18 protein-coding genes are annotated in these 20950 nt (G+C 68.6%); 11 read left to right on the forward strand and 7 right to left on the reverse strand.

The features are described 5' to 3' along the window. The first annotated feature begins 127 nt into the window (after nucleotides 1–127). On the forward strand, nucleotides 128–421 hold the full coding sequence (locus tag ACPYOG_RS04575) for a DUF4193 domain-containing protein (protein ID WP_026307201.1): 294 nt from the start codon (nucleotides 128–130) through the stop codon (nucleotides 419–421). 26 nt (nucleotides 422–447) lie between these two features. Here the strand turns inward: ACPYOG_RS04575 and ACPYOG_RS04580 are convergent, their stop codons facing one another. Next, nucleotides 448–906, reverse strand: a complete 459-nt coding sequence (locus ACPYOG_RS04580) for a DUF3093 domain-containing protein (protein WP_481293071.1) — start codon at nucleotides 904–906, stop codon at nucleotides 448–450. A gap of 39 nt (nucleotides 907–945) precedes the next feature. On the opposite strand from ACPYOG_RS04580, the gene dut reads away from it, so the two are divergent. From dut to acnA, 5 genes are all read left to right on the forward strand, one after another. Then, the gene (gene dut, locus ACPYOG_RS04585) at nucleotides 946–1404 is read left to right on the forward strand and encodes a dUTP diphosphatase (RefSeq protein WP_090038444.1); all 459 of its coding nucleotides are present in this window, start codon (nucleotides 946–948) and stop codon (nucleotides 1402–1404) included. After that, entirely contained in the window at nucleotides 1401–2102 is a 702-nt protein-coding gene (locus ACPYOG_RS04590) for a DUF3710 domain-containing protein (protein WP_481293072.1), read from the forward strand. Before dut ends, ACPYOG_RS04590 begins: the two co-directional genes overlap by 4 nt. 9 nt (nucleotides 2103–2111) lie before the next feature. Beyond that, entirely contained in the window at nucleotides 2112–2876 is a 765-nt protein-coding gene (locus ACPYOG_RS04595; protein WP_481293073.1) for a DUF3159 domain-containing protein, read from the forward strand. 28 nt (nucleotides 2877–2904) lie between these two features. Further along, nucleotides 2905–5280, forward strand: coding sequence for an HAD-IC family P-type ATPase (locus tag ACPYOG_RS04600; RefSeq protein WP_481293074.1), 2376 nt, complete (start codon nucleotides 2905–2907; stop codon nucleotides 5278–5280). Between the two features lie 155 nt (nucleotides 5281–5435). Next, a complete protein-coding gene (gene acnA, locus ACPYOG_RS04605; protein ID WP_481293086.1) occupies nucleotides 5436–8249 on the forward strand; it encodes an aconitate hydratase AcnA in 2814 nt (937 codons plus the stop codon). 57 nt (nucleotides 8250–8306) lie between these two features. Here the strand turns inward: acnA and ACPYOG_RS04610 are convergent, their stop codons facing one another. After that, nucleotides 8307–8993 carry a hypothetical protein gene (locus tag ACPYOG_RS04610; RefSeq protein WP_481293075.1) on the reverse strand — a complete coding sequence of 229 codons (687 nt, stop codon included), beginning with the start codon at nucleotides 8991–8993 and terminating at the stop codon, nucleotides 8307–8309. Between the two features lie 188 nt (nucleotides 8994–9181). Here ACPYOG_RS04610 and dxs point away from each other — a divergent pair, with 188 nt between their 5' ends. The 3 genes from dxs (at nucleotide 9182) to ACPYOG_RS04625 (ending at nucleotide 12738) form a co-directional block, all read left to right on the forward strand. Beyond that, complete coding sequence (gene dxs, locus ACPYOG_RS04615; RefSeq protein ID WP_481293076.1) at nucleotides 9182–11134, forward strand: 1-deoxy-D-xylulose-5-phosphate synthase; 1953 nt, start codon at nucleotides 9182–9184, stop codon at nucleotides 11132–11134. 210 nt (nucleotides 11135–11344) lie between these two features. Continuing rightward, entirely contained in the window at nucleotides 11345–11761 is a 417-nt protein-coding gene (locus tag ACPYOG_RS04620; RefSeq protein ID WP_481293077.1) for a MerR family transcriptional regulator, read from the forward strand. Further along, on the forward strand, nucleotides 11758–12738 hold the full coding sequence (locus tag ACPYOG_RS04625; protein WP_481293078.1) for an aldo/keto reductase: 981 nt from the start codon (nucleotides 11758–11760) through the stop codon (nucleotides 12736–12738). The genes ACPYOG_RS04620 and ACPYOG_RS04625 overlap by 4 nt, the downstream gene beginning before the upstream one ends. A gap of 82 nt (nucleotides 12739–12820) precedes the next feature. On the opposite strand, the gene ACPYOG_RS04630 is transcribed toward ACPYOG_RS04625, so the two are convergent. The 4 genes from ACPYOG_RS04630 to ACPYOG_RS04645 all read right to left on the reverse strand — a co-directional run bounded on the left by ACPYOG_RS04630 (nucleotide 12821) and on the right by ACPYOG_RS04645 (nucleotide 18047). Further along, nucleotides 12821–14959, reverse strand: coding sequence for a 3-hydroxyacyl-CoA dehydrogenase NAD-binding domain-containing protein (locus ACPYOG_RS04630; protein ID WP_481293079.1), 2139 nt, complete (start codon nucleotides 14957–14959; stop codon nucleotides 12821–12823). A 6-nt stretch (nucleotides 14960–14965) separates the two neighbouring features. After that, nucleotides 14966–16174, reverse strand: a complete 1209-nt coding sequence (locus tag ACPYOG_RS04635; RefSeq protein ID WP_481293080.1) for a thiolase family protein — start codon at nucleotides 16172–16174, stop codon at nucleotides 14966–14968. A gap of 72 nt (nucleotides 16175–16246) precedes the next feature. Beyond that, nucleotides 16247–17443 carry an HRDC domain-containing protein gene (locus tag ACPYOG_RS04640; RefSeq protein WP_481293081.1) on the reverse strand — a complete coding sequence of 399 codons (1197 nt, stop codon included), beginning with the start codon at nucleotides 17441–17443 and terminating at the stop codon, nucleotides 16247–16249. Beyond that, the gene (locus ACPYOG_RS04645) at nucleotides 17436–18047 is read right to left on the reverse strand and encodes a DUF3000 domain-containing protein (protein ID WP_481293082.1); all 612 of its coding nucleotides are present in this window, start codon (nucleotides 18045–18047) and stop codon (nucleotides 17436–17438) included. The genes ACPYOG_RS04640 and ACPYOG_RS04645 overlap by 8 nt, the downstream gene beginning before the upstream one ends. Before the next feature lie 101 nt (nucleotides 18048–18148). Between ACPYOG_RS04645 and ACPYOG_RS04650 the strand changes: the two genes are divergently transcribed. Next, nucleotides 18149–19441: an alpha/beta hydrolase family protein gene (locus ACPYOG_RS04650; RefSeq protein WP_481293083.1), complete on the forward strand. Its 1293-nt coding sequence runs from the start codon at nucleotides 18149–18151 to the stop codon at nucleotides 19439–19441. Here the strand turns inward: ACPYOG_RS04650 and zapE are convergent. Beyond that, nucleotides 19407–20462: a cell division protein ZapE gene (gene zapE, locus ACPYOG_RS04655; RefSeq protein WP_481293084.1), complete on the reverse strand. Its 1056-nt coding sequence runs from the start codon at nucleotides 20460–20462 to the stop codon at nucleotides 19407–19409. The genes ACPYOG_RS04650 and zapE overlap by 35 nt on opposite strands. Before the next feature lie 135 nt (nucleotides 20463–20597). Between zapE and ACPYOG_RS04660 the strand changes: the two genes are divergently transcribed. Then, a partial coding sequence (locus ACPYOG_RS04660; RefSeq protein WP_481293085.1) for a rhodanese-like domain-containing protein occupies nucleotides 20598–20950 on the forward strand: 353 nt, incomplete at its 3' end.

Consider the following 20950-nt stretch of genomic DNA (forward strand, 5'->3'; position numbering starts at 1 on the left):
TGCCGGAAGTTGCACTGGCAGCGATCGCTGAAAGGGTCCTGGATGGTTTTGCTATTCGGGGGCGATTGATGCAAACTATGGCCGCCGATTGCGAGAATCGGCCGCTACATACGAGAAGTGGATGGGCATGGCAACGGATTACGACGCACCACGGAAGACCGAGGACGACTCCGAGTCGATCGAGGCCCTCAAGGAGCGTGTCCCGGACAAGATGTCGGGTGTCGTGGACGTCGAGGACGCCGACAATCCTGGTGGCTACGAGCTGCCCGGTGCCGACCTCTCCGACCTCGACCTCGATGTCGTGGTGCTCCCTCCCCAGGCGGACGAGTTCACCTGCGTGAACTGCTTCCTGGTGAAGCACCGTTCGCAGATCGACCACGAGACGAAGCTCGGGCCGATCTGCGTGGAGTGCGCTGCGTAAGCACCGGACTGCAGGCAGTACGGCGCCTAGGCGGCACCCGAAGAACTGAGGCGAGCCTCTTCGAGAACCCGGACCAACTGGTCCGGGTTTCTTGTCGAGAGGAGCCAGTACGGTGTCGGGTCGTCGAGATCGGCCAGCGGCACCTTCACCACCGGCTTGATCCAGCCGCGGATGAGCAGCCAGGCCCGCGCATCCAGCAGGCGGCCGCGCTGCTGCGTCGCCTCCTCGCCCCGGTAGGCGGTCGGCTCCCCGGTGAGGCCGAGGGGGATGCGCGCATTTCCCGCGACGAGCTCCTCCTTCGTGACCCGGATGACCGGCGTGGTCGCGACCAGGAAGACCGCCCAGGCGACGTAGATGACGATGGCGAGCACAACCCCGACCGCGAAGTTGATCGGCGCGAAGACGAGCATGACGGCGGGGATGACGAGCAGGGTCGAGATGAACAGCCAGGGCGTCGCCCACAGTCGTTCTCGGTAGAGGTCCATGGCCTCTATTCGATCAGACTTCTGCACTAGCCTCGACACGTGACAGATACCGTCGACGTGCCGATCATCGCCGAGTTCCCTCCCGCCTACGCGCACCCCGGCGACGCCGGCGCCGATCTGTGCGCTGCGGAGGCGGTCACGCTGGGCCCCGGGGAGCGCTTCACGATGCCGACCGGAGTCTCCATCGCCCTGCCCGAGGGCTACGCCGGGTTCGTCGTGCCACGCAGCGGCCTTGCCATGCGCCACGGCCTGACCATCGTCAACGCGCCCGGCACCGTGGATGCGGGCTATCGGGGCGAGATCCGGGTCACCCTCCTGAATACGGACAGGTCGATGGCCTACGATATCGGCGTCGGCGACCGGATCGCCCAGCTGATCGTGATGCCGGTCACCCGGGCGAGGTTCATCCCCGTCGACACCCTCCCGGACAGCCACCGTGGCACCGCGGGCTTCGGCTCCTCCGGGTACACCGTGACCACGTCAGGAGAACACGCGTGACCGACAGCAGTACCCCCCGAGGCTCCGACGACGGCGCCGGGCTCGATCAGCAGGGAGCAGAGGCTCCGGGTGCCGGCGCGCTCGAGGCCGACGCCCTCGAATTCGAGAAGTCGGCGCCGGACGACCGCGAGACCGAAGGGCCGCTCGACGAGAGCGAGGCCAATCCCGTCCGCCCGTATGTCGATCTCGGCGGCGTGAAGATCCTGCCGCGCGAGGGACTTCACCTGCGACTGGAGGTCGAGGAGGAGTCGCAGCGCGTCGTCGCCGTCGGCCTCGACTACGCGGGCTCGACTCTGCAGGTGCAGCCGTTCGCCGCTCCGCGGTCCTCGGGTCTCTGGCACGAGATCCGCGCTCAGATCTCGGAGCAGGTGCAGCGCCAGGGCGGCCGGGTGACGGAGCGCGACGGTGCGTTCGGGCCGGAGCTCGTGGCTGAGATCCCCGTCGCCGCCCCGCAGGGCGGCCCCGTCGAGACACGCGTGGCCCGGTTCGTCGGCGTGGACGGCCCGCGCTGGTTCCTCCGCGGAGTGATCGCCGGCGACGCGGCCGTGCAGCCCGAGGCCGCCGCGCTCGTCGAGGACCTCTTCCGCAGCATCGTGGTGGTGCGCGGCACGGTCCCGATGCCGCCGCGCGACCTCATCCCGCTCCGGATGCCCGCCGCGCCCACCGCGGGCACCGAGAACGACTACTCCTCTCTCTAAGGCATGAGCATGACCGATCACGACCGGCCGGACCCGGCCCAGGAGGGCGCAGGGTCTACACCGGCGCCTGGGCTCGGCGACAGCATCGCCGCCGCAGCGCGCCGCTCCGGACTCGGACAGCTGGCCGAGAGCGACGCCTCCACAGGGGCGGCGCTGCTGGGCGCCCTCGGAGGCTTCCGCGGCCTGTGCGAGACCGTCCTGCCCGGCCTGGTGTTCCTCGTCCTCTTCACGTTCACCCAGAACGTCCCGGTCTCGATCATCTCGTCGGTGGCAGTCGCGGTCGTCTTCACGGTGCTGCGCATCGTCGGCAAGACCCCGGTCACGCAGGCCATGGCCGGGCTGATCGGCGTCGGGATCTCGGCGATCCTCGCGCTCATCACGGGCCGTGGAGAAGACAACTTCGTGTTCGGGATCTGGGTCAACATCGCGTTCGGAGCGGCGATCCTGGTCTCCATGCTCGTGCGCTGGCCGCTCATCGGCCTGGTCGCCGGCTACCTCATGGGCGGCGGCGTGGCCTGGCGCCGCGACAAGCGGAAGTTCCGCGTCCTGCAGGCGGTGACGTTCCTCTGGCTCCTGCTCTTCGTCGTCCGGCTGCTCGTGGAGGTTCCCCTCTACCTGGCCCACACGGATGCGGCCACCAGCGCGCTCGCGTTCGCCAGGCTCCTCACCGGCGTTCCGCCCTACGCGCTGCTGCTGCTGGTGACATGGTTCATCGTGAAGGGGCAGTTCCCGCAGGTGCCGGACGAGCGCGCGCGGGGCGCCTCAGCCGGGTAGAGCGCACCACGAAGGACGAGGGGGACGGATGCTGGACGCCGAGACGACCGAGGGGCTGAACGCCGCCCAGGTCGCCGAACGGGTGGCGGACGGCCGCGTCAACACGCAGACGCAGCCGAGCTCCCGTTCCGTGAGCGACATCCTCCGCGAGAACATCTTCACGCTGTTCAACGGCATCCTCACCGCCTGCTTCGTCGCCGTGCTGCTGCTCGGCGACCTGCGGGACGGCTTCTTCTTCGGGATCGTCGTCGTCAACGCCCTGATCGGCATCGTGCAGGAGTACCGCGCCAAGCGGGTCCTCGACCGCGCGGCGCTCCTCGCGGCGCCGCACAGCCGGGTGCGACGCGACGGTGAGGTAACGACCGTGGCGCTGGAGGACGTGGTCCTCGACGACCTGCTCGTGCTGCGTCCGGGCGACCAGGTCCCGGCGGACGCGGTCGTCGTCGAGAGCACGGGTCTCTCGGTCGACGAGTCGATGCTGACGGGGGAGTCGGACCCGGTGTTCAAGGACGCCGAGGCTCCACTCCTCTCCGGCTCCCACGTCGTCACCGGTACGGGGCTCGCCGCAGTGACGGCCGTCGGCGCCGACTCCTACGCGAGCCGGCTGACCAGCGAGATCCGCAAGCACTCGCTGGTGCGTTCCGAGCTGCGGGAGGCGACCAACCGCATCCTGGTGTACCTCTCCTGGATCCTCGGGCCGCTCATCCTGGTGACCCTGATCGGGCGGGTCCTCACCTACGGCGGCTTCGCACACCTGTTCAGCGACGACCACTGGCGGCGCGCGCTTCTGGATGCGGTGGCGGCGGTCGTGGGCATGATCCCGGAAGGTCTCGTGCTCCTGACGAGCCTCGCATTCGGTGTGGCCGCCATCCAGCTGGCCGCCCGCAAGGTGCTGGTCCAGGAGCTCGCCGCGGTCGAGGTGCTCGCGCGCGTCGACGTGCTCTGCCTCGACAAGACCGGGACGCTGACGACGGGGGAGCTGTCCTTGCACGGCACCGAGCCCATCGGCGACACGGTGGATGCGCAACTGGCCGAGACGGCGCTGGCCGCGTTCGGCTCGGACGAGGCGGGCAACGCGACCTCCGGGGTCCTGGGGTCGCGGTTCCTCAGCGACCGGTTCCGGGTTTCGCGGCGCATCCCGTTCAGCTCGGCGACGAAGTACAGCGCGGTGGTGATCACGGTGGACGGCAGGGAGTCGTCGTGGGCGCTGGGCGCGCCCGAGTTCGTGCTGGAGCAGCATCCCGCTGCGCTGGAGCGGGCGACCGCGCTCGCGGCGACCGGCTTGCGGACGCTGGCCCTGGCGCGGGCGATCGACCCGCTGCCTGAGGCGGTGCACGTGCCGCTCGCCGGGACGCGGGTGGAGCCGGCCCTCCTGGTTCTGCTCGCGGAGACCCTGCGGCCGGAGGCCCGCGACACCCTCGTCTACTTCCGCGATCAGTCGGTTCGGGTGGTCGTCATGTCCGGCGACAACCCGGTCACGGTGGCGGCGATCGCCCGGGAACTGCAGCTCGAGGGCGAGGCCGTGGACGCGTCCACCCTCACGACGGACGAAGCGCTCTCGGACGCGCTGGAGACCGCGAGCGTGCTCGGCCGCGTCAGCCCGGACCAGAAGCGCGCGGCGGTCCGGCTGCTCCAGGAGCGCGGCCGCACCGTGGCGATGACCGGCGACGGCGTCAACGACGCGATGGCGGTGAAGGACGCGGACCTCGGCATCGCCATGGGGACCGGGACGGCCGCCACCAAGGCCGTCTCGCGGGTGGTGCTGCTCGACGACCGGTTCGACCGGCTGCCCGACGTGCTGGCGTTCGGCCGCCGGGTGATCGCCAACGTCGAGCGCGTCTCGAACATCTTCCTCGCGAAGACGACCTACGGCATCCTGCTGGCGCTGGTGAGCGCGTTCCTGCTGTGGCCCTTCCCGTTCCTCCCGCGGCAGCTGACGCTCGTCTCGTCGCTGGCCATCGGCATCCCGTCCTTCGTCCTCGCCCTGACGCCGAACAAGCGCATCTACACACCGGGGGTGCTCGGCCGGGTGCTGCGGTACTCCGTGCCGACCGGCCTGATCGCCGGCGTGACCGCGATCGTGACCTATGCGCCCCTGCACCGGAGCATCCCGCTCCACGAAGCGCGCAGCGTCACCACCGTCGCCCTGTTCTGCGTCTCGCTGTGGATCCTGTGCGTGCTGACGCGGCCGCTCACAGGAGTGCGCTGGCTGCTGCTCGCGGCGGTCGCGACGGCGTTCGTCCTGGTGTGCCTCATCCCGTTCACGTCGTCCTTCTTCGAGATGCACCTGCAGCTGGACGGGTCGCTCGCCTGGGGTGTCGTCGTCGGCGCTGTCGGAGCCGCCGGAGTGGAGCTCTTCTACCGCTTCGCGAAGCGGCGCTCGCTGGTCTTCGACCGCGTCTGAACGTGGTAGTTTTATCTCGACGTCAAGATAGTTTCGTTCAGCGCGGGATTAGGGTTACCTTGCTGGAAAGGCACTTGGACGGACGACGAAGATGAACGAGGCGTGCGCGAACATCGCCTGCCGATGAAGGAGAGGGCACTGTGTCAGCAACGGAAATCTCAGAGCACGGCAGCTTCGGCGCCAAGAGGAAGCTGAGCGTCGGGTCGCGGGACTACACGATCTTCGCGATCGACACCGTCGAGGGCTACCAGCGGCTGCCGTTCAGCCTCAAGGTGCTGCTCGAGAACCTGCTCCGCACCGAAGACGGAGCCAACATCACGGCCGACCACGTCCGCGCCCTCGGCGGGTGGGACCCGCAGGCCGAGCCGGACACCGAGATCCAGTTCACGCCGGCACGCGTCATCATGCAGGACTTCACCGGCGTCCCCTGCATCGTCGACCTCGCCACCATGCGCGAGGCGGTCTCCGCCCTCGGCGGCGACCCCGAGAAGATCAATCCGCTCGCGCCGGCCGAGATGGTCATCGACCACTCCGTCATCGCCGACCTGTTCGGCCAGGCGGATGCGCTCGAGCGCAACACCGACATCGAGTACGAGCGCAACGGCGAGCGCTACCAGTTCCTCCGCTGGGGACAGACCGCCTTCGACGACTTCAAGGTCGTCCCGCCGGGCACCGGCATCGTCCACCAGGTCAACATCGAGTACCTGGCCCGCGTCACGATGACACGCGAAGTCGACGGCGAGCTGCTCGCGTACCCGGACACCTGCGTCGGCACCGACTCGCACACCACGATGGTCAACGGCCTCGGCGTTCTGGGATGGGGCGTCGGCGGCATCGAGGCCGAGGCGGCCATGCTCGGCCAGCCGGTCTCCATGCTCATCCCCAAGGTCGTGGGCTTCAAGCTGACCGGCACCATCCCGACCGGCGTGACCGCGACCGATGTCGTGCTCACCATCACGCAGATCCTGCGCAAGCACGGCGTGGTCGGCAAGTTTGTCGAGTTCTACGGAGCCGGCGTCGCCGAGGTCCCGCTCGCGAACCGCGCCACCATCGGCAACATGAGCCCGGAGTTCGGCTCCACCGCCGCCATGTTCCCGATCGACGACGTCACGCTCGACTACCTGCGCCTCACCGGCCGCAGCGAGGAGCAGGTCCAGCTGGTCGAGGAGTACTCGAAGGCGCAGAGCCTCTGGCACGACCCGTCCACCGAGCCGGTCTTCAGCGAGTATCTGGAGCTCGACCTCTCGACCGTGGTCCCCTCCATCGCGGGGCCGAAGCGCCCGCAGGACCGCATCGAGCTCGACCACGCCAAGCAGCAGTTCGAGAAGGACCTCGTCGACTACGCCGAGATCTCGCACGACCTCGTCGACCTGACGATCTCCGAGTCGTTCCCGGCATCCGACCCGGGAGAGCTGCAGCCGGAGGATGCCCGCAGCATCCACCAGCACAGTCACCACAGTCACGCGCCGAAGACGGCATCCAGCCCGACCCCGGTGACGCTGAAGGACAAGGGCGAGTCCTTCGTCCTCGACCACGGAGCGGTCGCCATCGCGGCGATCACCTCGTGCACGAACACGTCGAACCCCTCCGTGATGCTCGCCGCGGGACTGCTCGCGCGCAACGCGGCGAAGAAGGGCCTGAAGGCCAAGCCGTGGGTCAAGACCACGCTGGCCCCCGGATCCAAGGTGGTCACCGACTACTACGAGAAGGCCGGTCTCACGCAGGACCTCGAGGCACTCGGGTTCTACACGGTCGGCTACGGCTGCACGACCTGCATCGGCAACTCGGGCCCGCTGCTCGACGAGATTTCGCAGGCGGTCAACGAGAACGATCTCGCGGTCACCGCGGTGCTCTCGGGCAACCGCAACTTCGAGGGCCGCATCAACCCCGACGTGAAGATGAACTACCTGGCCAGCCCGCCGCTGGTCATCGCCTACGCCCTGGCCGGCTCGATGAACTTCGACTTCGAGGTCGACCCGCTCGGGCAGGACTCCGAGGGCAACGACGTCTTCCTCAAGGACATCTGGCCCGACGCCGCCGAGGTGCAGGAGACGATCGACTCCTCCATCAACGAGGGGATGTTCGTCCACCAGTACGCGTCGGTCTTCGAGGGCGACGAGCGCTGGACCTCGTTGCCCACCCCGACGGGCTCCGTGTTCGAGTGGGATGAGAAGTCCACGTATGTGCGGAAGCCTCCGTACTTCGAGGGCATGACGCTCGAGACGAAGCCGGTCACCGACATCGCCGGCGCCCGCGTGCTGGCCAAGCTCGGCGACTCGGTCACCACCGACCACATCTCGCCCGCCGGCTCCATCAAGGCGGACAGCCCGGCCGGCACGTACCTCACCGAGCACGGCATCGACCGCAAGGACTTCAACTCCTACGGCTCGCGCCGGGGCAACCACGAGGTGATGATCCGCGGCACGTTCGCGAACATCCGGCTGAAGAACCAGCTGCTGGATGGCGTCGAGGGCGGCTACACCCGCGACTTCACGCAGCCCGACGCGCCGCAGTCCTTCATCTACGACGCCTCGCAGAACTACCAGGCGCAGGGCATCCCGCTCGTCGTCCTCGGCGGCAAGGAGTACGGCTCCGGCTCGTCGCGCGACTGGGCGGCCAAGGGCACCAGCCTCCTCGGTGTCCGTGCGGTCATCACCGAGAGCTTCGAGCGCATCCACCGCTCCAACCTCATCGGCATGGGAGTGGTCCCCCTGCAGTTCCCGGCGGGGGAGTCGGTCGACTCGCTCGGTCTCGACGGCACGGAAGTCTTCACGATCACAGGCCTGGAAGAGCTGAACGAGGGGACGACACCGAAGACCGTGCACGTCGTCGCGGAGCCGAGCGAGCACTCGCCCGCGGGCAAGCAGACCGTCGAGTTCGACGCGGTCGTCCGGATCGACACCCCGGGTGAGGCCGACTACTACCGCAACGGCGGCATCTTGCAGTACGTGCTCCGGAGCCTCGTCTGAGTACGGTTCCGAGCTAGGACGGAAACCCCCGGTCATCCATAAAGGATGCCGGGGGTTTCAGTTCTTGCGCTCGAATTCCGGCCACTCCCGATAGAAGTCGTCGGCCGCCCCGGAGAACGGCTCGTGCTCGACGAACCACTTGCGTGCTGATCCGCTCACGCTGTGGAGCACGTCCCGCATGGCTCTGCGCTTGCCCCGGAGATCGAGGCCGAACACCGGCTCGTGGTGGGCGATCCGGTTTCGGAAGTCGTAGACGATGGCGAGAGACTGAGCGATCTGATCAGGACGGACCCCATGACGGTTGGCGAACGAACGCTCTAGCGCATCGTCCCACAGCTTCTGCTTCCCCTGGTGTCGTTGAGAGGGAAGCAGATAGCGCCAGGTACCCAGGGACAGCTGCGCCACCACATCATCGTGACCGACTGCCCTACGGCCTCCGACGGCCCGTGTGGCGTCCCGTCTGGCGGTCCTCAATCGATCCGGAGTGATCACGGACAGCAGGAGCGGAGCGGCATCCAAAGCCCAGTGCGGTGTCCCGTGCGTCGTGTGATTCCACACGCGCAGCTCGCGATCGAGTGCGTTCCTCAGAATCACTTCGACATAGTGGAGTGACGTGTAGGCGATCCCGCTTACGCGCGCGTTCGCCCGGTACAGCTCCAGTGCTCGGGATTCGTCATGCGCGCACGCGGCGAGGTAGGTCGACATCCGGGGCCGGCTCAGGTACGGCAAGATGTCGACAGTCATCCGATGATCGTATTAGGCTGTTCTGGAAGACGTCGAATAGTACCACCGACGTTTACGCTCTAAGCGGCCCGGGAAACCGGGCCGCTTTGCTTTGTCCTGTAGTCATCGGGTGAGGATTCCCGTCACGCTTGGCTCTGAATGAACGGTTCCGAGTCTCCTCCGATTTCAGCGAGCCTAGACTCGAATCCATGGGCATCCTCGAGACCATCCACGGTCCCCGCGACCTCGACCGTCTGACGGACCGGGAGCTCGGCCAGCTCGCCGCCGAAGTGCGCGCCTTCCTGGTCGCCAACGTCGCGAAGACCGGTGGGCACCTGGGCCCGAACCTGGGCGTGGTGGAGACGACCATCGCCATCCACCGGGTGTTCGACTCGCCGCGGGACGCCGTCGTCTTCGACACCGGCCACCAGTCGTACGTGCACAAGCTGCTGACCGGTCGCCAGGACTTCTCGCAGTTGCGGCAGAAGGACGGCCTCGCCGGCTATCCGCAGCGCTCGGAGTCCGAGCATGACATCGTCGAGAGCTCCCACGCCTCCTCCTCCCTCTCGTGGGCGGACGGCATCTCGCGCGCGTTCGAGCTGACCGGCCAGCGCGACCGCCACGTCGTCGCCGTCGTCGGCGACGGCGCTCTGACCGGCGGGATGACGTGGGAGGCGCTCAACAACATCTCCGACGACAACAATCGCCGGCTGATCATCGTGGTCAACGACAACGGCCGGTCGTATGCGCCGACGATCGGCGGGATGGCGCGGTTCCTGAACACGGTCCGTACCCGCAAGAGCTACCGCAGCCTCTACCTCACCTCGCAGCGGGCATTCGACAAGCTCGGCACGCCCGGGCGTGCCTTCTACCGCGGCGTGCGCGGCGGCCTCCACGGCTTCCTCAGCCGGTTCACCAACAACGAAGCGCTGTACTCCAACCTCGACATCAAGTACATCGGCCCGATCCACGGGCACGACATCGGAGCGATGGAGGAGGCGCTGCGCCAGGCGAAGAACTACGGCGCACCGGTCATCGTCCATGCGATCACTCAGAAGGGACGCGGCTACGCGCCGGCTCTGCGCGACGCGGCCGACCAGTTCCATTCGGTCGGGCAGATCGACCCCGAGTCCGGCGAGTCGCTCGGCAGCTCCGGCAAGGCGACGTGGACGGACGTCTTCGCCGACGAGATCGTCCTGCTCGCCGAACAGGACCCCAAGATCGTCGGCATCACGGCCGCGATGCTCCGGCCGACCGGTCTGCACAAGCTCGCCGAGCGCTTCCCGGCGCGCGTCCACGACGTGGGTATCGCCGAGCAGCACGCCACCACGAGCGCCGCCGGCCTCGCGTACGGAGGACTGCATCCCGTCGTCGCCATCTACGCCACCTTCATGAACCGCGCGTTCGACCAGGTGCTGATGGATGTGGCGCTCCACAAAGCGGGCGTGACGTTCGTGCTCGACCGGGCCGGCGTCACCGGCCCGGACGGACCCAGCCACCACGGGATGTGGGACCTCGCGATCCTGCAGGTCGTGCCCAACATCCGGCTGGCCGCACCGCGCGACGGCACGCGGTTGCGCGAGGAGCTGGCCGAGGCTGTCGCCGTCGACGACGCGCCGACGGTGCTGCGCTTCCCGAAGGGCGGTGTGCTGCCCGACGTCGACGCGCTGCGGCGGCTGGACGACGGGGTGGACGTGCTCCGCGAGGGCGATCGCAAGGATGTGCTGCTCGTCACGGTGGGCCCGATGGCGGAGCTGGGCCTCCAGGTCGCCGAGCGGCTGGCCGCGCAGGGTATCGGCGCCACCGTCGTCGACCCGCGCTGGGTCGTCCCCGTGCCGCGCAGCATCCTCTCCCTGGCCGCCGAGCACCGCATCGTGGTGACCATCGAGGACGGCATCCGGGTCGGCGGCATCGGGACCCGCGTCCGCCAGGACCTCCGCGAGGCGGGCATCGACACCGCCGTGGACGAGCTGGGGTTGCCGGACGCCTTCATCGACCACGCCTCCCGGGAGCAGATCCTGGAGGAGGCGGGGCTCACCCCGCAGAAGATCGCGCGCGACCTCGTCGCCCAGGTGCTCGGCAGCCGCGTCCCGATCGCGCGGCCCCTCCCCGACGACGCGCCCGGCGCCGAAGCCGCCCCCGCCAAGAAGCGCGGCGCCTGACGCCCCCTGCCCCTACCCGCGAACATTCGCCACGAATGTGCACTTACAGCCAGCAGGAGTGGACATTCGTCACGAATGCGCACTTACAGCGGGAGTGGACATTCGTGACGAATGTGCACTTACAGCCAGCGGGAGTGGACATTCGTCACGAACGTGCGCAAGGCGAGGGACGTTTGACTTAGAGTGCGCTCTAAGTTCTAGGGTGACGGTATGACCGACACACACACGGCGATGTCCATCTCGGATGTCGCCGAGCGGACCGGACTCACCACCCACACCCTGCGCTACTACGAGCGGGAAGGACTCATGCTCGCTCCGGTCGAGCGCGCATCCTCGTCCCACCGGCGCTACACGGAGGCGGACGTCACCTGGGTGACGTTTCTCACCAAGCTGCGCTCGACGGCGATGCCGATCGGGACTATGCGCCAGTATGTGGTGCTCGCACGGCAGGGCGCGGGGACGGAGGCGGAGCGGCTGGAACTGCTGCTCCTGCACCGGATGGCGGTCGTACGCCAGCTGGAGGAGATGACGGCGAGCCTCGCCGCCATCGACTACAAGATCGACCTGTACCGGCACAGTGCTGGTGGACAGCGCGCGGCACAGGTCACGGAAGGGAACGACGTATGAAGAAGATCGCACTGGGAACAGAGAAGCTGGAGGTCTCGCAGCTGGGACTCGGCTGCATGGGGATGTCGGCGTTCTACACGGGCGCCGGGGACGACGAGCTCGGCTCGATCCGCACCATCCACCGGGCGATGGACCTCGGGGTGACGTTCTTCGACACCGCCGAGATCTACGGCCCCTACAAGAACGAGGAGCTGCTGGCGAAGGCGTTCGCCGACGGCCGCCGGGAGCGCGTGGTGATCGCCACGAAGTTCGGGACGATCAACCACCGGCAGAACGACGAGCGCGGGTTGGACGGCTCGCCCGAGAACGTGCGCCTGTCGGTCGAGGGGTCGCTGCAGCGCTTGCAGACCGACCACATCGACCTGTACTACCAGCACCGGATGGATCCCGGCACACCGGTCGAGGAGACCGTCGGTGCGCTGAAGGAGCTCATCGAGCAGGGCAAGATCCTCCACTACGGATTGTCCGAGGCGGCGCCCGAGACCATCCGCCGCGCCAACGCGGTGCACCCGGTCACGGCCATCCAGACCGAGTACTCGCTGTGGACGCGCGACCCGGAGGCCGAGGTGCTTCCGACCGTCCGTGAGCTCGGCGTCGGCTTCGTCCCCTATTCGCCGCTCGGCCGCGGCTTCCTCACCGGGACGATCCGCTCGCTCGACCAGCTCTCCGACGACGACTTCCGCCGGTTCAACCCGCGCTTCGAGGGCGACAACCTGGAGGCGAACATCCGCATCGTCGAGCAGGTGGATGAGGTGGCGCGCGAGCTCGGGGCGAAGCCCGGCCAGGTCGCGCTCGCGTGGCTGCTGGCGAAGGGCGACGACATCGCCCCGATCCCCGGCACCACCAAGGTCGAGAACCTGGAGCAGAACGTCGCGGCCGCCGAGCTCGAACTGAGCCCGGAGCAGCTCTCTCGCCTGGATGCCGTGGCCGCGCCCGCGGGCGACCGCTACGCGGACATGAGCCCGCTCAACCGCTGACGAAACGACTGGTCCCGACATGCCGTATGGAGCGTATCCATGACGGCATGTCGGGACCAGTAGGTGTCCCCGGAGGTTCGGCTTACGCGACGCCCGCGATCCGCGGGTGGTGGAAGGTGTCCCCGAAGACGCGCTCGGAGGCGCCCACCCGGTCGAGGTAGGGCGTGATGCCGCCCATCTGGAACGGGAAGCCGGCGCCGAGGATCATGCAGAGGTCGATGTCCTCCGGCGCTTCCACGACATGGTCGTCGATCAGCATCCGGTGGATCTCGTCGGCCAGGCCGTCCTCGAGCCGACGCAGGATCTCCTCCTTCGTCCACGGGTTCTTCCCGCCCGAGACGATCTTCGCCGCGCCCTTGTCGATGCCCTTCACCGTGCCCTTGGCGTCCTTCTCCAGCAGCGTGCCGTACTCGGCCAGCTTGTGGAGGTTCTCCGACCGGTAGAACCGGTCCGGGAACGCGGCGTGGTGCGTGTCGAGCACGTGCGCGCCGACCTTCAGCCCCACGAGATCGAGGAGCCGGGAGGGCGGCATCGGGAGGCCGAGCGGCGCGATGGCCTCGTCGACCACGTCGAACGGCGTCCCGTCGTCCACGGCGTGCATGGCATCGCCCAGGATCTTCGCGAGGATGCGGTTGACCACGAAGCCGGGAGTGTCGGCCGTGATGACCGCATTCTTCTTCAGGGCCGCGGCCGTGACCATCGCAGTGGAGAGGGTGGCCTCGTCCGTGTGCGGCGTCTTCACGACCTCGATCAGCGGCATGACCGCGACCGGGGTGAAGAAGTGGAAGCCCACGAGGCGTTCGGGATGCGCGAGCTTCGCGCCGATCTGCTCCACCGACAGCGAGGACGTGTTCGTCGCCAGGACGGCGTCCTCGGAGAGGAACGGCTCCACCTCGGCGAAGACGTCCTGCTTGACGGAGAGCTCCTCGAACACGGCCTCGATGACCCAGTCGCAGTCGGCGAAGTCGGCCTTGTCGGTCGTGCCGGTGACCAGGGCGCGCAGGCGGTTGGCCTCATCGGGGGAGATGCGGCCCTTCTCCTGCAGTTTCCCGATCTCGTCGTGGATGTAGCCGACGCCCTTGTCCACGTGGGCCTGGTCGAGGTCCGTGATGACGACCGGGACGCGCAGGCGGCGGACGAACAGCAGCGCGAACTGGCTGGCCATGTAACCGGCGCCGATGACGCCCACCTTGGTGACCTTCTTCGCGACCTTCCTGTCCGGCGCTCCGGCCGGGCGTTTCGCGCGCTTCTGCACGAGGTTGAAGGCGTAGATGCTCGCTTGGAACTGGTCGCCCGCGATGAGCTCCGCGAGCGCCTCGTCCTCGAGGGCGAAGCCGACCTCGCGGTCGTTCGCCTTCGCGGCCTTCAGCAGGTCGAGCGCCTTGTAGGGGGACTTCGGCACGCTCCCGATGCGCGACTGGAGCATTTTGCGGGCGATGCCGATGGCGGCATCCCACTTCACCATCCGCTCCAGCTTGCCGGGCTCGTTCGGGCGCTTCACGACGACCTCGCCGGTGAGGACCCTGTCCGCCCAGCGCAGCGAGTCCTCGAGGAAGTTCGCCGAGTCGAAGATCGCGTCGGCGATCCCGAGGTCGAAGACCTCCTGCGGCTTCAGCATCCGGTTCTGCTTCAGCGGGTTCTCGACGACGACCTTGAGGGCGTTCTCGATGCCGATCAGGTTCGGCAGGATGGTCGCACCGCCCCAGCCCGGGATGAGGCCGAGGAAGACCTCGGGGAGCGCGAACGCGGCCGCATTGCGGTCGATCGTCCGGTAGTCGGCGTTGAGGCCGATCTCGACGCCGCCGCCGAGCGCGAGGCCGTTGGTGAAGACGAACGACGGGACGCCGAAGGTCGCCTGCTTTCCGAGCACGTAGTGGCCGAGTTGGGGGAGCAGCTTGGCCACCTCCACGCTCGGGATGTCGCCGACGCGGCTGAGGTCGGCTCCGGCGGCGAGGATGAACGGCTTGCCGGTGACGGCGACCGCATCGATCTCGCCGCGCTTCGCGCGCTCGGTGAGCTCGTCGAACGTCTTCCCCAGCTCCACCAGGGTGGCGGGGCCCATCGTGTTCGGCCGGGTGTGGTCCCGTCCGTTGTCCAGGGTCACGAGCGCGAGGGTCTTGCCGCTGGGGAGCCGCACATCCTTGACGAAGGAGTGGGTGACGACTTCGTCGTCGGTGAGCTCCGCGAGCGGGCCGAAATCGATCGTGCTGTAATCCGTCACTGTGGCTCAGCCCTTCCGCGCAGCGCGCTTGTCGTAGGTGGGGTTCTCCCAGATCACGGTGCCGCCCTGGCCGAGGCCCACGCACATCGCGGTGATGCCGTAGCGCACCTCGGGGTGCTCGGCGAACTGGGCGGCGAGCTGGATCATGAGCCGCACGCCGCTCGCGGCGAGCGGATGGCCGATCGCGATGGCACCGCCCCAGTTGTTGACGCGCGGGTCCTCGTCATCGATCCCGAAGTGGTCGAGGAACGACAGCACCTGGATGGCGAAGGCTTCGTTCAGCTCGAACAGCCCGATGTCGTCGATGCTGAGCCCCGCCTTGCGCAGTGCCTTCTCGGTCGAGGGGACAGGTCCCAGACCCATGATCTCCGGCTCCACGCCCGCGAAGGCGAAGCTCACCATCCGCATCTTCGGCGTCAGCCCGAACTCCTTCACGGCGTCGGACGAGGCGAGGAGGGAGGCGGTGGCGCCGTCGGTCAGCGGCGACGAGTTGCCGGCGGTCACCCGCCCGTGCGGGCGGAACGGGGTCTTCAAACTGGCGAGGCCCTCGAGCGTGGTCTCCGGTCGCATCCCCTCGTCCTGCGTCGCCAGGCCCCAGCCCGACTCGGAGCGGATGGCCACCGGCACCAGGTCCGGCTGGATCCTGCCCGCCTCGTAGGCTGCGGCGAGCTTGTGCTGGCTGCGCATCGCGAAGCGGTCGGAGCGCTCCTTGGTGAGCGCCGGGAACCGGTCGTGGATGCGCTCGGCGGTCATGCCCATGTTGAGCGCGTCCTCCGCGACCATCTTCTCCGACAGGAAGCGGGGGTTCGGGTCAGCGCCGAAGCCCATCGGGTGGCGTCCCATGTGTTCGACGCCGCCCGCGATCGCCAGGTCGTAGGCGCCGAAGGCGATGCCGGAGCCGAGCGTGGTCACGCTCGTCATGGCGCCGGCGCACATCCGGTCGATCGCGAATCCGGGAACCGACTTCGGCAGTCCGGCGAGGATCGCGGCGGTGCGGCCGAGCGTCAGTCCCTGGTCGCCCTGCTGGGTGGTGGCGGCGATCGCCACATCGTCGATCCGCTCCTTGGGCACCTGGGGGTTGCGCTCCAGCAGTCCGATCATCGCCTTCACGACGAGGTCGTCCGCGCGGGTGTTCCAGTACTGCCCTTTTTCGCCGGCCCGCCCGAACGGAGTCCGGACTCCGTCCACGAACACGACATCGTTCTTCTCGGCCACAGTGCCTCCCAAATCAGGTAGGGAACGATCCTAGGTACACCGTTGTGCACGAAAAGAATCGTTTGATCCTTCCTACGAAACGGGCTCGGACCCCTCGTCCGCGGTTTGGGTGCTTTCCACAAACGACAGGGCGATAACCTGTGCAGTTGCCTCAACCTGCCACGGGCGCGCGCCGTGCGCGGCGAGCGCCTCGCCGATGGATTCCGGCGTGATCTCGGCGGGCGGCGTCCACGCGACGCGTCGCAGCGTGTCGGGTGTGAGCAGGTTCTCGAGCGGGATGGCGCGCTCCTCCGAGACGAGCGTCAGTGCCGCCCGCGCGGCCTTGAGGCGCCCATCCGCCTCGGGATTGCGGTCGGACCAGGCGCGCGGCGGCGGAAGGGTCTCGCCGTTCCCACGCAGCACCGGCAGGTCGTTCGTGGTGCGTCCGGCCTCGATGGCTGCCCACCAGCGGTCGAGCTCCGTGCGGCTCGCGCGCCCCGTGAACTCCCGCAGCGCCGCCAGTGCACGCTTGCTCTCCGGCATCGCCTTCGCCGCAGCGGTGAGCGACGCATCCGGGACCAGGCGGCCGGGCGCGGTGTCGAGCTCGCGCGCCAGGGCATCCCGGCTCAGCCACAGCTCCCGGGCCACGGCGAGGTTGCGCAGGCCCCGGATGGAGTGGATGCCGGACAGACGCCGCCACGGTTCGTGCCGCACCGGCGTGAGGTCGCGCACCAGCTCGTCCGTGAACTCCTGGCGCGCGATGTCGAGCTTCCCCGCCTCCTCCAGCAGGGCGGCGATGGCGTCGCGCAGGTCGGGCAGCAGTTCCACATCCAGTGCGGCGTAGTTCAGCCACGGCTCCGGGAGGGGACGGGTCGACCAGTCGGCCGCGCTGTGCTCCTTCGCCAGGTGGATGCCGAGGAGCTCCTCGACGACCGTTCCGAGCCCGACGCGCGGCATCCCCAGCAGGCGGGCGGCGAGCTCGGTGTCGAAGATGATGGACGGGTCGAGCCCGACCTCCCGCAGGCAGGTCAGATCCTGCGTCGCAGCATGCAGCACCCACTCGTCGTCGTGCATCGCTTCGTTCAGCTCGTCGAAGCGCCCGATCGCCGGCGGGTCCAGCAGGAAGGTGCCCGACCCGCGCCGGAAGACCTGGATGAGGTATGCACGCTGCGAATACCGGAAACCGCTGGCCCGCTCCGCGTCCACCGCGATCGGGCCCTCTCCCGCAGCGATGCGCTCGACAGCGGCGAAGTACCCTGCGCGCGTGTCGATGACGGTGTGCTCAGCCACGCGGCGCCTTCCTCGGGGAGGCCGCCCGTGAGCTGAGCAGGCTCACCCCCTCGCCGGTCGGCGGAAGCCCGGCGAGCATGCACAGCAGCTCGCCCCATCCCTCCACGTGCGCGGAGACGTCGGACTCCAGCGGGCTCCAGGAGGCGCGCAGCTCGATCTGCGCGCCGTCTCCCTGGGCGGCGAGCTCGCCGAAGCCGGTGGAGATGATCTTGGTCGCGGTGCCGCTGGCCGCTGTGTAGTGGGCGTGGCGCGCGTCCAGAGCGTCCACCAGCCAGGACCAGGCGACGTCCGCGAGGAACGGGTCGAGCCCGATGTCGGTCTCGAGGGGCGCCTGCGCGAAGCACACGATGCGGAACGGTCCGCCCCACGCCTCCGGCTCGTCCGGGTCGTAGAGGAGGATGAAGCGTCCGGTGCCGAGGTCCGAGTCGCTGCCGTGGCGGGCCGGCCGCACGTCCGCCGCGAGCGCGATGGAGTACGGCGCCAGCTGGGCAGGAGCGGGGATCTCCTCGATCACGAGCTCGGGTCGCGACACTGCGGCACGGATCGACTGCAGCGCCGTGGCGAACTCCGCGGGATGCTGCGGTGGGGATGTCGGTGTCGGCACGCTTCGAACACTAGAAGCCTTTGCCGCATCCCGTCTGTAAGGCACGCCGCCTGGGGAAGTCCTGAGGGCTGGGGGGCGTACCCGCCGGTACGCTGCTCACTATGGCAGCAGGCGGCGTGGGATCGGCGGCGAAGGCGGTGGCGAAGTCGGCGGCGGGTACGGCGCGGAGCCGGAAGTCGCCGCAGGCTCGGGGCATCGGTGCCGGCGTTCTTGGCGTCGTCGGCATCGTCGCCGGGGGACTGCTGGTCGGAACCGTCGCGCTCGCCGCCGTGGCGACCACACGTGTCGCCCGCACCGTCATCACGCCCGTGCGACGTCGACCGCAGAACCAGATCATCCGCTCCTTCGACGAGCGACTCGGCACGGTGACGCTGCGTGCGACTCCGGATGCGTCCATGCCCGGGCGCTTCGGCCTCTGGTGGGGTTCGGACACGTGCTTCGCGAAGGTCGGCGGGCTGATCGAGCGCGGTGACGGGACCGTGACGCGCGAGCTCGAGCGCGTCGAGTTCGGCGCGCTGCGTGTGGGTCGCGCGCGCATCAGCGGCTACTACTACCTGCAGCCGGAGGAACTCGGCCTCCCCGTGACGAGCGTCGAGATCCCGACCGACCTGGGTCAGGCGCCGGCCTGGATCTTTCCCGCGCCGGACGATGCGGATGAGGGACGCTGGGTCATCCAGGTGCACGGCTGGGGCGCGACGCGCCAGGAAGGCCTGCGTGCCGTCCGCACGTACCACGAAGCGGGCTTCACCTGCCTCCTCGCCTCGTACCGTAACGACGGGGATGCGCCGGAGAGCCTCGACCGCCGCTACGGACTGGGTGGGACCGAGTGGCGCGACATCGAGGCCGCCATCGCGTATGCGGTGGAGCACGGCGCACGCTCGATCGTCCTGATGGGATGGTCGATGGGCGGAGCCGTCGTGCTGCACGCGATCACCCGGTCCGCCGCCGTCGAGCACGTGACCGGCATCGTCCTGGAGTCGCCCGTGGTCGACTGGATCGACACACTCTCGTACCAAGGCAACCTGCTGCGACTGCCGGACCTCGTCACTCGCGGGGCGATGCGCCTCATCGAATCGGAGTGGAGCGGACCCATCACCGGTCAGGGGGCGCCGATCGACCTCCGCAGCATGGACTTCGTCGCCCGCGCCTCCGAGCTGAGCCTCCCCATGCTCATCCTGCACAGCGACGACGACGGCTTCGTTCCCTCCACCGGTTCGCGTGCCCTGGCGGAGGCGCGCAGCGACATCGTCACGCTCGTCTCGTTCGACGTCGCCCTCCACACGAAACTGTGGAACTACGACGAGGCGAAGTGGTCCGCCGCGATCACCGCCTGGCTCGCGGGGAACGTGCCGGGCGACGCTACTCGTCGTGGGGAGGGAGCTCGCCCGCGGTGAGCGCGATCATGCGCGAGGTGGAGCGCAGGTACTTCTTGCGGTAGCCGCCGCCGAGCATCTCGTCGTCGAACACCTCGCTGAGCGGAACGCCCGTCTGCACGACCGGGATCTCGGCGTCGTAGACGCGGTCGATGAAGGCGACGAGCCGGAGGGCCGCCATCTGGTCGTGCAGCACCTCCACGTCGGTGAGGCCGATCACATCCACGCCCTCGATCATCTTGATGTAGCGGGAGGGGTGGACCGTCGCCAGGTGCGCGATGAGATCCTCGAACCTGTCGCTCGTCACGGTCTCACCGCGCTCGGCCATCGCCGCGACGACCCGCTGGTAGTCCGCAGGCTCGACGGAGAGGGCGTGCCCGGTCGTGTCGCGTCGGCGATAGTCGAGGCCGTCGATGCGGATGGTCTGGAAGTTGGCGGACAGCGACTGGATCTCGCGCAGGAAGTCGCTCGCGGCGAAGCGACCCTCGCCGAGAGCGTTCGGCGGCGTGTTGCTGGTCGCGGCGATCCGGGTGCCGGAGGCGACCAGCTCGCCGAGCATCCGGGTCATCATCATGGTGTCGCCGGGATCGTCGAGCTCGAACTCGTCGATGCAGATCAGCGTGGAGCCGCGGAGCAGGTTGACGGCGCCCGCGTAGCCGAGGGCTCCGACGAGGGCCGTGTACTCGATGAAGGTGCCGAAGTACTTGGGCCCGGGCGCCTCGTGCCAGAGCGCCGCCAGGAGGTGCGTCTTGCCGACGCCGAAGCCGCCGTCCAGGTAGACGCCGGGCTTCATCGCCTCCACCTTCTTGCGGCTGCGGCTGAACAGCCCGGCCGGACGCTGCGGCTCCCACGTCTTCGCGAACAGCTTCAGCGTGGACACGGCCTCGGCCTGCGACGGGTAGTCGTGGTCCGGCCGGTAGGACTCGAAGGTCGCGTGCTCGAACTGCGACGGCGGGACCAGGCTCTCCGCGATCTCGGCGCCCGTGATCGCGGGCGAACGGTCGGCGAGTCGGGGGAGGGCGCCGGTCTGTTCGAGGGTCATGACGGGTTGTGCACCTTTGTGTCGAAGTCTTACCGCGGCCGTTACCAGCCGCCTACGCTGGACATAGATTCGCAGCTGTCGCAGGCCTCCCAGCCTAGCCCCGCGATTCCGGACCGACCCTGGAGGGCACAACGCATGACCATCGAGACCGACCCGTCGCCCGAGTTCACCGGCTACGCGCACCCCGAGCGTCTGGTGAGCACCGACTGGCTCGCCGCGCACCTGGGCGAACCGGGTCTGGCGGTGGTGGAGTCCGATGAGGACGTGCTGCTCTACGACACCGGTCACATCCCGGGCTCGGTCAAGGTCGACTGGCACACGGACCTCAACGACCCCGTGGTCCGTGACTACGTCAGCCCGGAGCGCTTCGCCGAGCTGCTCGGCTCGAAGGGGATCGCGCGCGACACCACAGTCGTCATCTACGGCGACAAGAACAACTGGTGGGCCGCCTACGCCCTCTGGGTGTTCACCCTGTTCGGCCACGAAGA

It is taken from the genome of Leifsonia sp. HAY1-4F (assembly GCF_056755275.1).

Excerpts from the sequence above, each read along its gene's own strand:
- ACPYOG_RS04650 (WP_481293083.1), top strand. The coding sequence starts at position 18,149 with ATGGCAGCAGGCGGCGTGGGATCGGCGGCGAAGGCGGTGGCGAAGTCG.
- zapE (WP_481293084.1), bottom strand. The coding sequence starts at position 20,462 with ATGACCCTCGAACAGACCGGCGCCCTCCCCCGACTCGCCGACCGTTCG.
- ACPYOG_RS04580 (WP_481293071.1), bottom strand. The coding sequence starts at position 906 with ATGGACCTCTACCGAGAACGACTGTGGGCGACGCCCTGGCTGTTCATC.
- dxs (WP_481293076.1), top strand. The coding sequence starts at position 9,182 with ATGGGCATCCTCGAGACCATCCACGGTCCCCGCGACCTCGACCGTCTG.
- ACPYOG_RS04620 (WP_481293077.1), top strand. The coding sequence starts at position 11,345 with ATGACCGACACACACACGGCGATGTCCATCTCGGATGTCGCCGAGCGG.
- ACPYOG_RS04595 (WP_481293073.1), top strand. The coding sequence starts at position 2,112 with ATGACCGATCACGACCGGCCGGACCCGGCCCAGGAGGGCGCAGGGTCT.
- ACPYOG_RS04600 (WP_481293074.1), top strand. The coding sequence starts at position 2,905 with ATGCTGGACGCCGAGACGACCGAGGGGCTGAACGCCGCCCAGGTCGCC.
- ACPYOG_RS04610 (WP_481293075.1), bottom strand. The coding sequence starts at position 8,993 with ATGACTGTCGACATCTTGCCGTACCTGAGCCGGCCCCGGATGTCGACC.
- ACPYOG_RS04625 (WP_481293078.1), top strand. The coding sequence starts at position 11,758 with ATGAAGAAGATCGCACTGGGAACAGAGAAGCTGGAGGTCTCGCAGCTG.
- ACPYOG_RS04575 (WP_026307201.1), top strand. The coding sequence starts at position 128 with ATGGCAACGGATTACGACGCACCACGGAAGACCGAGGACGACTCCGAG.